Genomic DNA, 14,199 nt, shown 5'->3' with positions numbered 1-14,199 from the left:
ACATGAAGCTGTATCTTTGGATTACGATAGGAACGCATGAATTGACGTGAAGATGCAGCCACTGAGAAAAATGATGGAGGAGGTTAAGTATGAGCGAAACACATGGAACAACGAAAGACCTTCGCGAGCCTGAACTGTACGAATTTCGACTCAAGGGCCACCTGGATGCACGATGGAAAAATTGGTTTGACGGGCTAAACCTCACCCACGAAACCGATGGGACGACCGTTCTCATTGTCTTGGTAGCCGATCAGTCCGCATTACACGGCTTGTTCAGGAAGGTGCGTGATCTCGGCCTGCCCTTGGTGTCAGTCATTCAGATGGATCCCAAACAGGCGAACGGACTGGGTGACTGCGTGAGTACGGATCACAATTATTCGAGAGAAAAGGAGCCAAACACATGAACACGAATCGACTAACCGCAGACATGAAAGGCAGCCGCAGCCCGTACACCAAGCGGCGAGCTGCGATAACAATCCAACAGCTCATTCGCAGCACAGGCTTAGTAGCTATGGCATCCGGAATCCTGTTCATCGTCATTCAGACGATCCATCCAGCCGATATTCTTTCGTCAGTTACCACTGGGCGGTGGGCAATCGTTCACTGCTTGGGCATCGCGATGTGCTTCCTCGGCCTGATCGGTATTGCGGGGATCTATGCCAGGCAAGTGGAAGAGACCGGTTGGCTGGGTTTGGCAGGTTATCTCGTACTAAGCCTGTTCTATGCGCTCACCATGGCCTTTCAATTCGTGGAAGCCTTTATCTCGCCAGTGTTGGCGACCCATGCGCCGAAGCTTGAGGAGAGCATCTTGGGAATCGTGAGCGGGACAGTCAGCGAGGTGAACCTCGGGGCCATGGCAACGGTATATATGCTGACAGGAGTCCTGTATTTACTCGGTGGCCTGCTGTTTGGAATCGCTGTAATGCGTGCCGGCATCCTGTCGCGCTGGGGGGCTGGACTGCTTGTGTTCAGTACCATTCTCCCCCTCTTATTGTCTTCGTTGGTCCATCACCCCTACGATCGGTATTTTGCAGTACCGATGGGAATAAGCCTAGCTTGGATGGGATATTCGCTCTGGCGTGAGCGGCCTGAGAAAGCCTGATATGCAAACGAATGCCTACACGGAACATCAAGACCCCGGCGTGCCTCGGCACAAGAAGTCAAGAAAATCTGCGTCTAAGAAAGTCAAAGCGGCGGCAAAAGAAGGCTCGGCTAAGCGGCTTGTCGCCGTACTTCTTCTTCTGTGCGTCATTCCGCTCTTCGGAGGAGCTTACCGTCTTGTCACGCTTGCAGTCGGTGCGGAAATTACGCCGGACAACGCACGGTTCTTTGCGTCGCCCCTGCCGGTTGTGCTGCATATCCTGAGCGCCAGCGTGTATGCCGTCCTTGGCGCATTCCAGTTTGCACCCGGTTTCAGGCGGCGCAGTCCGGGCTGGCACCGCGCGGCAGGGCGGCTTCTGGTTGTATGCGGCCTGTTGGTCGGGTTTACAGGGCTGTGGATGACGCTATTCTATTCAATCCCGTATAGCGGTAAGCTGCTTTATGTCTTGCGGTTACTGTTTGGCTCGGCCATGGTCGTCTTCATTCTCCTCGGCTTTACCGCGATCCTGCGAGGGGATGTTGCCCGGCACCGGATATGGATGACACGCGCTTACGCGATTGGGCTTGGCGCGGGTACGCAGGCGTTAACCGAGATGGCCTGGACACTCGTCTACGGCCCGGCGGGTGAGCTTAGCAAAGCGCTGCTGATGGGTGCGGGCTGGGCGATCAACCTCGCTGCAGCCGAATGGGCCATCCGCAAAAAGTCAGCCTCGGCGTCCGCGGCGGATATTTTCGGGCAGTGAGGTCGTGCTAGAAATGCAAACACCTTCTTGAAATGAAATTCCGAGCAGCCGGCACGTTTTGCAGCTTCTCTATAGTCTATCTCTTGCGTGAGCCCCTCTTCGATCTAAGAGAGGGCTTCTTTCATTGTGGCGAGCACATTGCTTCGGCTTGTCGGGCCGATGAATTCTATGAATCGGCTGTAATTTGGTATACTTGAAATGAATGGCCAGACATAGGCATAGCAATAGGTGTAGAAGCAGGAGGAGGATAAACGATGAATCCATTGCTGATCGACATTCCTACGCAATTCGAAACGCAGCGGCTGCTGATTCGCGTGCCGCGTCCGGGAGACGGCCGCGCCGTCTACGAGGCGTATGCGGCATCCGTGGCCGAGCTGAAGGCATGGCTTCCCTTTGCGCAAACGGAGCAAACCGAAGAAACCATCGAAGCGAACCTGCGCTTAGCCAGCTCGAAATTCATACTGCGGGAAGACATGAGGCTGCTGATCTTCGATAAGAGCAGCGGCAGCTTCATCGGCTCTTCCGGCCTTCATAATCCCAACTGGAGCGTCCGCAAGTTCGAGATCGGCTATTGGATCGACACGCGGCAGAGCGGCAAGGGCTATATGACGGAAGCCGTGGAAGGAATCACGGCGTTTGCTTTTACCGAATTGCTGGCGCGCAGGGTCGAAATCCGCTGCGATGCGCTGAACGAGAAGAGCCAAGCCATTCCGATGCGTCTAGGCTATTGGCATGAAGGCACGCTGCGCAACGATGATTTATCAGCAGATGGAAGCACACTGCGGGATACGTATATTTTTGCCATGATTCCCTGAAAGGCGGATGAACATGAATAGACCCCAGCTCATTCTGGATGCAGGCGGTGTCCTCGTCACGAATTTGACGCCGGCATACTGGCAGGAGCTTGCGGACGCCGCTTTCCTGACTTATGAAGAAATCAGAACCGCATACCGGGCGGACATTCGCGGGAGGCTGTGGACGGGCGAACTGACGGAGGGCGAATTCTGGGACTGGCTTCAGGCTCGCTGTCCGGGCGTGGAGATCCGCCTAGCGAAAGAGCTGCTCAATCAGCATCTAAGTCCGCTTCCGGGCTATCATTGCCTGCCGAGGTGGAGCGAGCTCGCGGATATTCATATTTTGAGCAATCATCGGGCGGAGTGGCTGCTTCCCTTGCTGGAGGATGCGAAGCCATACCTCCGCAGTATCACGATTTCAAGCGATGCGGGCATGAGCAAGCCGGATGAAGGCATATTTGCGCTTGCGAACACGCAGGTCATACAAGAGGCGCCGATTATGTTCGTCGATGATTCGGGCAACAATTTAGAGGCCGCCGGCCGGCTGGGCTGGAAAACCTTGCTGGCGGATTCGGGCGGTGCATGGATACAGCATGTGAATGCGTGGTTGGAAAAGGAGAAAACGGACATGAATGATATTGTACTGAAAGACGCGGCAATTAAGGATCCCGATTTGCTTGGTTTGATCGATAAGCTTGACACCTACCTCTACGAAATCTATCCCCCGGAGGAGGTATTCGTTGTCGACCTGGATGATCCGGATTTGGCTGCTATCCATTTTGTCGTTGCGTATGCGGACGGGAGCCCGGTCGGCTGCGGCGCGATTAAGGAAATCGATGAAGCGTCTACCGAGCTAAAACGGTTCTATGTCGATCCGGCGTATCGAAATCGAGGCATAGCAGGGCGGATTCTCCGTTATTTGGAGGGGAAAGCCGCAGAGAAGCAGTACACGTATATCCGGCTTGAAACCGGTGATCCGCAGTTCGAAGCCATTCAGTTCTATAAGAAGAACGGGTATTATGCTATCGCGCCTTACGGCGAGTACGTGGATTGTCCGTCAAGCGTTTGTTTCGAGAAGAAGCTGGGATGAACCCCAAGAGGAGGTAATAAAATGACTGGCATTGCAAAAAACTTGACGGAATTGATCGGGAATACTCCGCTGCTGGAGCTTGCTAATTTTGCGGACAAGCAGGGGCTTCAGGCCAAGCTGATCGCCAAGCTGGAATATTTCAATCCCGCGGGCAGCGTGAAGGACCGCATCGGCTACGCGATGATCAAGGACGCGGAGGCGCGAGGGCTGCTCCAGCCGGACTCCGTCATTATCGAGCCGACGAGCGGGAACACGGGCGTCGGACTTGCCTTTGCGGCAGCTGCGCTCGGCTATCGGCTCATCATTACGCTGCCGGAGAGCTTCAGCGTTGAGCGCCGGAAGCTGCTGACTGCGCTTGGCGCGGAGCTTATCCTTACGCCAGCGCAGGAAGGGATGGCAGGCGCCATTCATAAGGCTGAGCAGCTGGCAGCCGATATTCCGCATGCGTTCATTCCGCAGCAGTTTAATAACGCAGCGAACCCTGATGTTCATAAGCGTACGACCGCGGAAGAAATATGGCGGGACACAGAGGGCGATGTCGATATTTTCGTAGCCGGCGTCGGTACGGGCGGTACGATCTCCGGCGTAGGCGAAGTGCTGAAGCAACGGAAGCCATCCGTGCGCATCGTGGCCGTGGAGCCGTTCGATTCCCAGGTGCTTGCCGGTGGGCCGAAAGGCGGGCATATGATCCAAGGGATCGGCGCGGGCTTCGTGCCAGGCAACTTCAATCGGGCTGTTGTGGACGAGATCCTCCCTGTTCGCAACGAAGAAGCGGTGGAGACCGCGCGTCAGCTCGCTAGAGTGGAGGGACTGTTGGTTGGAATTTCGTCCGGAGCGGCCGTGTTTGCCGCGATGACGCTCGCCAAACGGCCTGAGAATGAAGGCAAGAATATCGTTGTCTTGCTTCCGGATACGGGAGAAAGATACCTGTCGACAGCGCTGTTTGACGAGGCTTAGCTTACTGGCGCGTCCGAGCCGGAGGCGCGCGAAAATCACCCCGAAGCGGAGTTGATGCGGGCTTTGTTGACCAATCTCGTGATTGTCTTCATCATGACGTCGATCATCCATACGGCGGAGACGCTCTCCTATGCCGTCCGGTTTGCCGGCGTTCGTCTGAACAAGATCGCCGTGGCGCTGTCCTTGACCGGCATTATCGTGCTCGTGTCCAGGACGGCGAATATGGTACAGGGGCCGATTGCTGCGAAGTTCGTGGACTACGCAAGGGCACATGCTTCCTTCGACATGCTGCATTATTTGCGCGTCACGCTGCTGGCTTCGTCGGTTGGGACCTTGGCGGCCATCATGCTGTTTCCGACCTGCGTCAACCTGTTCGGCAGGCTGATCGCGAAGCTGGAGGTGGCCGGCTCGATCCCGAAGCTGGTCTCCAGCGTCACGATCGGGCAGTTGAAGAACACGAAGCATTATATCCGGCTGCCGCGGTTTCGGATCAGCCGCTTTCGCTATCTCGGCATTTCGAAAACATTTATCCTCATCAACGTCATCGTTACTTCGTTCTATACCGTCGGAGTGCTGGCGGCGCTCTACGCCGCGCATTTGTTTCCCGCGCTCAGCACGACAGCGTCGCAGGCCTCCGGCATCATTAACGGCGTTGCTACGATTCTGCTCACCATCTTCATCGACCCGCAGCTTGGCCTCATTACGGACAAGGCGCTGAACAACACGGAATATCGCACACAATTAGGCAAAATTTATGTACTACTGATGACGACACGTTTCCTCGGGACGATGCTCGCCCAGCTGGTGCTGGTGCCTGCGGCATTGTTAATCGGCTATTTCGTGAAGATGATATGACTTGTTACTGGCGATCCGCTTGCCGCTCGAATGGACTGCACTTCTATTAACTTCATAATAATGGCATGAACCGGCTGGAGCTAGCGCAGGGCCGGTTTTTTTGCGTTCTAGCGACGGCAAGCCCGCGCGGACTCGGCTACCAAGGCGCGATGACCTATTCCAGCACATGCCGGGTTTCAAAATCGTTATTCGTCACGAAATGCGGTATGTCCGCCATGTTTTGCCTTCCGGTGCCGTCCCACAGGTAAAGCGCATGGTAACGAAGCCGGTTAAGCGTCTCGATCCCGCCGCAGTTTATGCCCCGAGACGCCGGCCCGATTGGGTACTCGTCTCCTATTCTTGGAAGACTTGGAATCTAGCATGTGATAAAATGGCCCTAAACTCAGCTAAAGGGGACTGAAGCGGAATGAACATTCGAGCAGCGTTAAGCCAGGTCAATGATGCAGCCGTTAAGCAGCCTGAAGGCGTCGTGTACGCGCCGATCCAGATGGAAGGGGTATTGGAGGCAGGAGCACTGAAGGAAGCGGCTCCTTACTTGCGGAAGAAAGATTACGGCGAAGTCGTTCTCGTCGTCGATGCGAATACGTGGGAAGCGGCAGGCAGTGCGCTTGCGGAGCTGCTGAAGCAGGAAGGCATTGCGTTCGGCGTATGTAGCCTGAAGCCTAACGGTCAAGGCGACGTTATCGCAGACGAGCGTACGATCGTTCAGGTTCTGCTAGAGACGCCGCAGCGGGCAAAGGCAGTATTGGCCGTCGGCTCAGGCACGATTCACGACGTCGTCCGGTTCGTCTGCAGTCAGACAGGCCGCGATTTTATCTCGGTGCCGACCGCCGCTTCCGTTGACGGCTTCACGTCCGTCGGCGCGCCGATCATCGTGGACGGATTCAAGCAGACGGTGCCGGCGATTGCTCCGGTCGCAGTATTCGCCGATCTGCTCGTCCTTGCGGCGGCGCCGCAGCGCTTGACGGCTGCGGGCTTCGCGGACATGCTGGGGAAGTTCACGTCGCTCGCGGACTGGCGGTTCTCGCACGAGATGGCGGAAGAGCCGTTTTGTCCACTTGCTTACGAGCTGACCGAGCGGGCGCTGCAGCAATGCGTGGAAGCGGTTGACGAGATCGCGACGGGATCGCAGCGCGGGGTTGAAGTGCTGATGGAGGCGCTGCTGCTTTCCGGCTGGTCGATGCTGCTGGTCGGTCATTCGCGTCCTGCATCCGGCGGCGAGCATCATTTGTCTCATCACTGGGAGATGGCGTATATCCAGGAGGGCCGCAGGCAGCTGCTGCACGGGGCAAAGGTAGGCGTTGCTTCGGTTATGCTGGCCAAGCGTTACCGCGAGGAGCTCGGCGGCGCTTATCCCGCGATATTCGGCAAGCTGCCAGAAGCGGAGCAGCTGCGCGCTTGGCTGCAGCAGGCGGGCGGGCCGGCGGATCCAGCCGGGATTGGCCTCACCGAAGCGCTGATTGAGGATGCGATGAAGGAAGCATATAAGCTGCGTGATCGGTACACGGGGCTGAAGCATCTCGTGCTGAAGGGCTGAACGAACAAAAAGGCTGCGCGAGCGTCAGGTGGTAATGACGTTCGCACAGCCTTTTTCGAGGGTGGAGCAAAATCCAGGTGTACTTCAGTAGAAGCATCGATATATCCTGCGCTCAGGTATAAGTCTACGCTCGAATCATCGGTACGTTCAGGCGCTTTTTGCTCGGAACCGCACCCGGATCGATGAGATCCAGCTGCGGTTACAATCGGCGCGGATACGCGCTATTCCAAATATTTCGCGATAAACTTAAAGCCGTTGTCAGGCTTGTCGGCATTGATGCGGATGCCGGCGATATATTCCTTGCCGACAACGGGGAGGCCTTTCAAAAGCGGACTGGCGGAAATATCGACGCCGTACACATGCTCGGTCGGGTCGTCCTGCGTCGCGGACTTCAGGCCGAGCTCGGGCTTGAAGCCGGGTCCCAGTTTACTCGCATTGCTGCCGTCGAGCGGAAGCAGCGAACCTTCCTTCGCGAGCTTCTCAAAATTAACCTTATCCAAGATATAGACGTCGGCTTTGTTCATCATGAGGTCAATCATGCTTTTTTGGAGGAGGGCGGAATCCTGCTCGCTCTTAATGTCGGTCGGCACATACGTGAAGAAAGCAGAAACTCGCTTCCAGTCCGGGAACGACGATAAGAATTTGCTCTCGAGCGGCTTCAAGTCACCGATCGGATAGCTGCCGTCCTGGCTGTAAAAATCGCCGAAAAAGGAGACGCTTACATCGATTGGCGGCAGCTTAGCCAATTCGGCCTGCTCATGACGGTGGTCGATATAGGCTTTAGTCCCGAAGATGATAATGAGGATGACGGCAATGGCACCCAGCACATGGAACTTATAATAGCTGAAGAAATGATCGAATTTCTGGGCGGATCCAGCCATTCCTTTGTACTTGCCGTAAGCGGCTTGGTTAAACTGCTCCATCGTCTTCTTCTCTTCATGATCCAAAATGAGCTTGTACGCTCGATTGATGTCCTCCAAGCTAATACCTGGCTCGGACGTTTGCTCGGATGCTTCGCGCTGTTTGTTCGAGCGGTCGCGCCGGATCAAGAGGAAATAGCGTTTCTCGACGTCTTCCTTCGCTGCGCCTTCAGTCAGGCCGAGCAGCTCATAAGCCTGTTTCAGTTCGTCCATGGCGGGGCTACCTTCGCTTTCTATAGGTTCTTGTATCTCCTAGTATAGCGCCTTTATCCCCAATCGACAAAATAAAACAAAACGGCTCCTTGGCAGCAAGCCGAAAGAGCCGTTTATTGTGCATTACAAGGTCCAGCGAAGAAGCAGGGCCGATTCCGTCAAGCCGCCTCCGAAGCCGTAGAGCAGCAGCGTATCGCCGGTTTTGATCCGCTCTTCCTTCAGAGCAAGGTCGATGGACAGCGGGATGGAAGCCGCCGAGGTGTTGCCGTATTGCTGCATGCTCGTCAGCGTCTGATCCAAGGAAATGCCTGTCCGTTCGCAGATGGATTCAACGATCCGCATATTGGCACTGTGAGGCACGAACCAATTGATATCCTCGGTTGTGAAGCCATTTCGTTCAAGCAAGGCATTAATGCCCTTCGGTACCGTCGTAACGGCCCAGCGGTAAACCTCGCGCCCATTTTGCACGATGAGGCTGTTCGTTTGGATCGGCACGCCCGCGATCGTCGGCGATAGGGACGATCGGTACAGGTTATGGCCGTTGCTGCCGTTCGTCAAATTGTACGAGGCAAGGAATGCTCCTTCTTCGCGGCGCTCGAGCAGCATGGCGCCGGCGCCGTCGCCGAACAGGATGCAGGTTGAACGATCTGTATAATCGGTCGCCTTCGACAGCGTCTCAGCACCGATGACGAGAATTTTACGGTAGGCGCCGGATAGAATCAGGCCGTTGGCGAGCTGGAGCGCGGAGACAAAACCGGCGCATGCAGCTTGAATGTCGGCTGCGCCGCTTGCCGGAATGCCGAATTCCGCTTGAACCCGGGCAGCCATGCTCGGGAAGTACGTATCCGGTGTAGTTGTCGCAACAAGTACATAGTCTATATCTTCAAGAACGACGCCATAACGAAGCTGCAGATCCCGGACGGCGCCGAAGCACATATCGCTGCAGAACTGCTCTTCAGCCGCGATGCGGCGCTCTTTGATGCCGGTCCGCTGGAAAATCCACTCGTCGTTGGTATCAACCATTTGTTCCAAGTCATTATTAGATAAGATCCGGTCAGGGACATAGGCACCGAATGCCGTAATTGCCGCATGCGACTGCAGGGGATGTTGCTGCATGGCCGTTCAACTCCTTAGTATTAGATATTAGTATCAGGTACTAATTAGTTTACTCCTTTTTAATCATATTGTCTAGCATGCTAGCGGCGGCGCGTATGCGATTGCAATCATCAAAGTCCAATAGTTTATCTCACTGGAGAAGATCATGGTATCCATCGAAAGTCTAGCACTTATGCCGAGGTTCCTGCGACGGGCATGAGACATGCACTGCATAACAAATGAAATAGGGGGAATAATTCACTTATCTGAAACACGGCAGCGGAAGGAAGGCAGTTATGACACTCGTTAATCAAACAGATCTATCTGTAAAAAAGTCAATGTCAGAAAACATAAATGATTTACAACAGCTATTTTACGACTGTCCCGACCTGATCTATAAACATTATTCTGAACGGAATACGAATGCCTGCCTTGTTTTTTTTGTAGGTCTAATTAAAGAAGAAAGAATCACCTTTCATATGTTGGAACATCTTTTAAAGCACGTTGAACGGATGGATGCTAATCTAATCGAACTTGAAGAGAATGCAATTATAACAGTCCCTGTTTCGGAAACAAGAGAAATGACCGAAATCGTAAGTTCCATTCTAGAGGGTAGTGCGATTTTATTCATAGATAAGCTTGACAAAGCATTAGTGATTAAAGCACAGGGAGGATTGTTTCGAGATATTACCGAGCCTAAGAATGAGTCGGCTCTTCGTGGATCGAAAGAGGGGTTTATCGAGAATTGCTCTGCAAACATTGCACTGCTTCGGCAAAAAATTCACAGCCCGCAACTGAAGATTGCTTACAAAGAATTAGGCGAGAACACAAAAACAAAAGTCGGGGTCGTGTATTTGGGGCATGTTGTTAAGCAGGATCTGCTTTTAGAAGTTCATCGTAGATTGGATCGAATCAAAATAAACGGTGTTTTAGAGAGCGAATACATCGAAGAAATGATTGAAGATCATCCCAATAGCCTATTTCCGCAAATTCAGAATACGGAACGGCCGGATAAGGTGGCGGGCAATTTATTGGAAGGACGTATTGCCATTATTTGCGACGGGTCTCCTTCCGTGCTTATCGTCCCGAGCACATTCTGGCAAATGATGCAAAGCAGCGAGGATTATTATAATCGATATTATTTCTCCATCTTTCAAAGAGCAGTGCGTTACTTCTCTGTATTAGTCTCTTTTCTGCTCCCCGCTCTATATGTCGCAATATCCACCTACCATATTGAAATGATTCCCACTAAGTTTCTGCTTACTTTCATGGCCAGTCGGGATAAAATCCCGTTCCCTGCCGTATTAGAAGCCTTTATGATGGAGCTATTGGCGGAAATTCTCAGGGAAGCAGGTCTTCGTCTTCCGAAAGCCGCCGGGCAAACAATCAGTATTCTTGGCGCGATTGTCATCGGAACCGCTACGGTTGAAGCGGGTATCGTATCGGCGCCCATGGTCATTATTGTGTCGTTTACTGGGATTTGCGGATCGACGATTCCGTTAAACAATATCGCTAATTCATTTCGATTACTACGTTTTCCTTTAATCATTTTAGCCGGAATATTCGGTCTGTTTGGTATTACAATAGGTCTTGCTTTCGTAGCCGCTCATCTATGCAGTATGCAATCTTTCGGCACACCCTTTTTGTCTCCGGTGGCCCCATTATCTTTGACGGGCTTGAAAGACACCTTAGTAAGGTTACATTGGTCAAAGTTGAAGAATCCTAGGGGACATGCCAATTCCGGTTGGATGCAGAGCCTATTGATCAAATATGTTAGGAGTCAAGGGAGAAAATGAGACTGATAAAATGCCTGACTGCCATTTTCTTATTTATGACCTTACTCCTATCTGGATGTTCAGACAGCAGAGAGCTTAATAATGTGGCTGTCGTACTAGCGACCGGCATTAAGAAAGTAAATGAAGGCGTTCAAGTTAGCCTGCTGATTGCGATTCCCATGTCTACGAACAATGGCGGATCGTCACCCGAGAAAAATCCTTATTATGTTGAAACAAGCATGGGCCGGAATATTCTTGACGCGGATCAAAATATTCAAAACCATTCATCCCGAATCCTCCGATTTTCGCATAGGCGCATCATTCTCATTCATGAGAATATCGCCAAAGCGGGAATTACAGAAGTCCTTGATTTTATTAATCGAAACCTAGAGTCCAGACTTTCTACCCAGGTCTATGTGACGCGCAATGAAATTACCGATATTTTAAAGGCACATTCCGAATTGGACAAAATTACATCAGAACATATAAGAGAGATAGGAAAAATAATGGGGTTTTCGGTTACCGCAAGAGAACTGCTTTCGGAAATAAACAGTAAGGGGAAGGATCCCATCCTGCCCGTTGTTCATTATGATCATGGTAAAGTTTCGATTAGCTCCTTTGCTGTATTCCATGACAATACGATGAAGTTCGAGACGAAGAAAAATGAAACAATAGGAGTTTGCTGGTTGAAAAAAAACTGTCTAAAGGGAAAAACGCTGACATACCCAGTTGAAGGCGGTTATGTTTCGATTTTAATTACGAAACAACATTTCAAGATAAAAACGTTGTTAAAAGGGGCAACACCTGAGTTCAGTATTCAAGTCAAGGGAAGAGGTATTATTCGTGAAGGAGAGCAAATTAATAAATTACAAAATAAAAGGGAGAACCAAGAGCTAGAGGGACAACTTGAAGAACAGATCCGTAACAATATAAAGAGTATCCTTGATAAAAGTTTTGCGCATGGGAGCGATTCGTTTGGATTTGGGAACTATGCACGCATATTTCATAATACAAGCTGGGAATCAAAATGGAAAAACAACTGGGAGCAGAGACTGCACAGCATACATACGAACATCGACGTAAAATTTGTTCTTGAACAAACGGGACTAAACGTTGATCGTGCTTCAAGTCCAAAATAGAAATGCAAGAAAGCCAACAAGAAGGAGTACGATGATGCGAGCATTGATAACACATTTTCAGTTAGCTCTGTTGCTTGCCAATTTTGTTGTGACCACTTCATTTATTCAATTCCCAATAACTCAGGTCGTGCCGGCTGGAAGTAATGGTTGGTTCGTTTTTTTTCTCATCGTCCCTTTTCCGGTACTGCTTATCCTTTTGGGACTGAAGGGTTACCAAAAACTGCCCACTTGGAATCTGTTTTCTGACCAAAGAAAAAAGCACCCGGCAGCAGAAAAGGGAATGGCGATGCTTTTTATTTTTTTTATTACATTACTGCTTTTGAACGATGTTCAATCGTTTATTAGTGCCATACAGCTCGCACTGCTGCCAATGACATCTACAATTATGACCACGATAATCATCATGTTATTAGTAAGCTATGTCGCTAAGAAAGGCATCGGGACAATTGCTAATTTCAATGGTTTATTTTTTTTCCCCTTCGTCCTTGTGATGTCAATAAATCCAATCAATTTGTTGCCTAAAATCGATTTTTTAAATGTCGTGCCTATTTTAAATCCAAACACGTACTTCTCATTGATGCAGGCTGTATATAATGCTGTGCCTTGGGCTGGAGAAATCGTCATTTTATATTTCATATTAGGCCATATGCAGCCGTTAAAGTATCTTCGTTTAGCCGCAGTCACAGGGACGATAGGCGGCCTTGCATTTTTATACGTCATTATTTTTTTGGAAATCGGCGTATTTGGAAGTGATTTATTGAGTACTCAGGTTCATCCTACGTTGTCGTTAATTAGAGAACTGGCATTTACCGAGCAGTTTGACCGATTGGATTTAGTTCTTTTTTTATTTTGGATTCCTACCGTGTTTGCGAAGCTTTCCTTGGAGGTGTACGTGTTATTTCGAAGCATTCAAATTGTTTTTGGGATCCCCAATAACAATCTCATTTATTTGATAGGCGTCGTTTTTGGTCTGTTAAGAGCGTTTTTCTTTAGGGACAATATGAATCATTACCAATTCTTTTTAAAAGCGAACAGTTTGGGAGGAATAATGACGGGGGCAGTTGAACTGCTTATTGTGCTGGGAGTGATCATACTGTTACGTTTAAATAACCCGAAGGAAACGGAACAACCCTAACGCCAAGTGATTGTTTTGAACTTATCCAGGATGCTGTGCAACAAGGCTCGGGCCGAACTTCAGGCCATTGGGCCCTCGGTTCGAACTGAACATCATTACGCTAACACATTTGAATAAATTGACTTATCAGGGACAAGATACTCATGCCGTAATTTCTCAGAAAAAGGTGGGTACATGAACCAACAACAGCAGACCTTAGCCGCTCATGAGTCCCTTGAACTTCACGAAATGATTAACTTCAAAACGTTATGCCTGGCCAAGTCCAAACTCATGCAGGGCTTGGTGTTCGATCAAGAACTGAAGGACCTGATGCAGAAGGATGTCTGGCAGTCCATCCAGGCGATTGCGGACTTGCAAGACCTGTACGCGAAAGCCCCATTCCATGCCCTCGTCCCGGAATTCCGGCCGACGCCAATCCTAAACGGAGGTGAACGACATGAACACACATCGAAGAGCGGTGTGAGAGACTATGCGATGGCCGTCACGGAGGCCGGTACGCCCGAGATCAAGGCGATATTGACAAGGCAGCTGGAGGAAGCGATCGACACCCACGAAAGGATCTTGACGTTCATGCTCGATAAGGGATGGTATCATCCGTGGCATCTGAAGGAACAGTTCCGCTTGGATCTGCAAACGATGCAAACGGCATTGGATTTACCTTGATTAGGCCGGTATGGCCAGGCTGTTCGAATTGCGCCGCCAACTTGTGCAAGCTCGTCTGCAATTCGTTACCAAACAAGGGGTGGCCATGCCCCCGGTAATGGCTGGTTCAACTGCTGCTTCTCGCGCTCGATACGGAGCCGGGACGGCGGACTGTGCGGAAGATCGTCATTCCGACGGAATTA

Annotated in this window: 13 protein-coding genes and 2 pseudogenes; 13 read left to right on the top strand and 2 right to left on the bottom strand. The window is 51.3% G+C overall.

Features of this window, described 5'->3' with window-relative positions; translation table 11 throughout:
- The first annotated feature begins 89 nt into the window (after nucleotides 1-89).
- From KXU80_RS12220 to KXU80_RS12185, 8 genes are all read left to right on the top strand, one after another.
- A complete protein-coding gene (locus KXU80_RS12220; RefSeq protein ID WP_219838432.1) occupies nucleotides 90-404 on the top strand; it encodes a DUF8691 family protein in 315 nt (104 codons plus the stop codon).
- Nucleotides 401-1,102: a hypothetical protein gene (locus KXU80_RS12215; RefSeq protein WP_258171367.1), complete on the top strand. Its 702-nt coding sequence runs from the start codon at nucleotides 401-403 to the stop codon at nucleotides 1,100-1,102. Before KXU80_RS12220 ends, KXU80_RS12215 begins: the two co-directional genes overlap by 4 nt.
- Nucleotides 1,080-1,844 carry a DUF2306 domain-containing protein gene (locus KXU80_RS12210; protein WP_219838431.1) on the top strand — a complete coding sequence of 255 codons (765 nt, stop codon included), beginning with the start codon at nucleotides 1,080-1,082 and terminating at the stop codon, nucleotides 1,842-1,844. The genes KXU80_RS12215 and KXU80_RS12210 overlap by 23 nt, the downstream gene beginning before the upstream one ends.
- Before the next feature lie 254 nt (nucleotides 1,845-2,098).
- Complete coding sequence (locus tag KXU80_RS12205) at nucleotides 2,099-2,659, top strand: GNAT family N-acetyltransferase (RefSeq protein ID WP_219838430.1); 561 nt, start codon at nucleotides 2,099-2,101, stop codon at nucleotides 2,657-2,659.
- Nucleotides 2,660-2,672: 13 nt separating this feature from the next.
- Nucleotides 2,673-3,728 (top strand): GNAT family N-acetyltransferase, encoded by a 1,056-nt coding sequence (locus tag KXU80_RS28290; RefSeq protein ID WP_219838429.1) that lies wholly within the window; start codon nucleotides 2,673-2,675, stop codon nucleotides 3,726-3,728.
- A 21-nt stretch (nucleotides 3,729-3,749) separates the two neighbouring features.
- Nucleotides 3,750-4,685 carry a cysteine synthase A gene (cysK, locus tag KXU80_RS12195; protein ID WP_219838428.1) on the top strand — a complete coding sequence of 312 codons (936 nt, stop codon included), beginning with the start codon at nucleotides 3,750-3,752 and terminating at the stop codon, nucleotides 4,683-4,685.
- A 63-nt stretch (nucleotides 4,686-4,748) separates the two neighbouring features.
- Nucleotides 4,749-5,540: a lipid II flippase Amj family protein gene (locus KXU80_RS12190; RefSeq protein ID WP_219838427.1), complete on the top strand. Its 792-nt coding sequence runs from the start codon at nucleotides 4,749-4,751 to the stop codon at nucleotides 5,538-5,540.
- A 406-nt stretch (nucleotides 5,541-5,946) separates the two neighbouring features.
- A complete protein-coding gene (locus KXU80_RS12185) occupies nucleotides 5,947-7,077 on the top strand; it encodes a sn-glycerol-1-phosphate dehydrogenase (protein ID WP_219838426.1) in 1,131 nt (376 codons plus the stop codon).
- A 221-nt stretch (nucleotides 7,078-7,298) separates the two neighbouring features.
- Here KXU80_RS12185 and KXU80_RS12180 read toward each other — a convergent pair whose 3' ends face one another.
- Both KXU80_RS12180 and KXU80_RS12175 read right to left on the bottom strand, forming a co-directional pair.
- Nucleotides 7,299-8,210 carry a J domain-containing protein gene (locus KXU80_RS12180; RefSeq protein ID WP_219838425.1) on the bottom strand — a complete coding sequence of 304 codons (912 nt, stop codon included), beginning with the start codon at nucleotides 8,208-8,210 and terminating at the stop codon, nucleotides 7,299-7,301.
- Nucleotides 8,211-8,333: 123 nt separating this feature from the next.
- The gene (locus KXU80_RS12175; RefSeq protein WP_219838424.1) at nucleotides 8,334-9,326 is read right to left on the bottom strand and encodes a ketoacyl-ACP synthase III; all 993 of its coding nucleotides are present in this window, start codon (nucleotides 9,324-9,326) and stop codon (nucleotides 8,334-8,336) included.
- Between the two features lie 275 nt (nucleotides 9,327-9,601).
- Here KXU80_RS12175 and KXU80_RS12170 point away from each other — a divergent pair, with 275 nt between their 5' ends.
- The 5 genes and pseudogenes from KXU80_RS12170 to KXU80_RS27990 form a co-directional block, all read left to right on the top strand.
- Nucleotides 9,602-11,101: a spore germination protein gene (locus KXU80_RS12170; protein WP_219838423.1), complete on the top strand. Its 1,500-nt coding sequence runs from the start codon at nucleotides 9,602-9,604 to the stop codon at nucleotides 11,099-11,101.
- Nucleotides 11,098-12,219 (top strand): Ger(x)C family spore germination protein, encoded by a 1,122-nt coding sequence (locus KXU80_RS12165; protein WP_219838422.1) that lies wholly within the window; start codon nucleotides 11,098-11,100, stop codon nucleotides 12,217-12,219. The genes KXU80_RS12170 and KXU80_RS12165 overlap by 4 nt, the downstream gene beginning before the upstream one ends.
- A 31-nt stretch (nucleotides 12,220-12,250) precedes the next feature.
- Nucleotides 12,251-13,354, top strand: a complete 1,104-nt coding sequence (locus KXU80_RS12160; protein WP_219838421.1) for a GerAB/ArcD/ProY family transporter — start codon at nucleotides 12,251-12,253, stop codon at nucleotides 13,352-13,354.
- Nucleotides 13,355-13,528: 174 nt separating this feature from the next.
- Nucleotides 13,529-13,777: pseudogene (locus KXU80_RS27995) on the top strand (spore coat protein); the annotation flags it as partial.
- Nucleotides 13,778-13,798: 21 nt separating this feature from the next.
- Nucleotides 13,799-14,017, top strand: a pseudogene (locus tag KXU80_RS27990) (spore coat protein); the annotation flags it as partial.
- Nucleotides 14,018-14,199 lie beyond the last annotated feature (182 nt).

Source organism: Paenibacillus sp. R14(2021) (assembly GCF_019431355.1).
Classification (GTDB): domain Bacteria; phylum Bacillota; class Bacilli; order Paenibacillales; family Paenibacillaceae; genus Paenibacillus_Z.
This window is presented reverse-complemented; position numbering and strand designations above follow the sequence as displayed.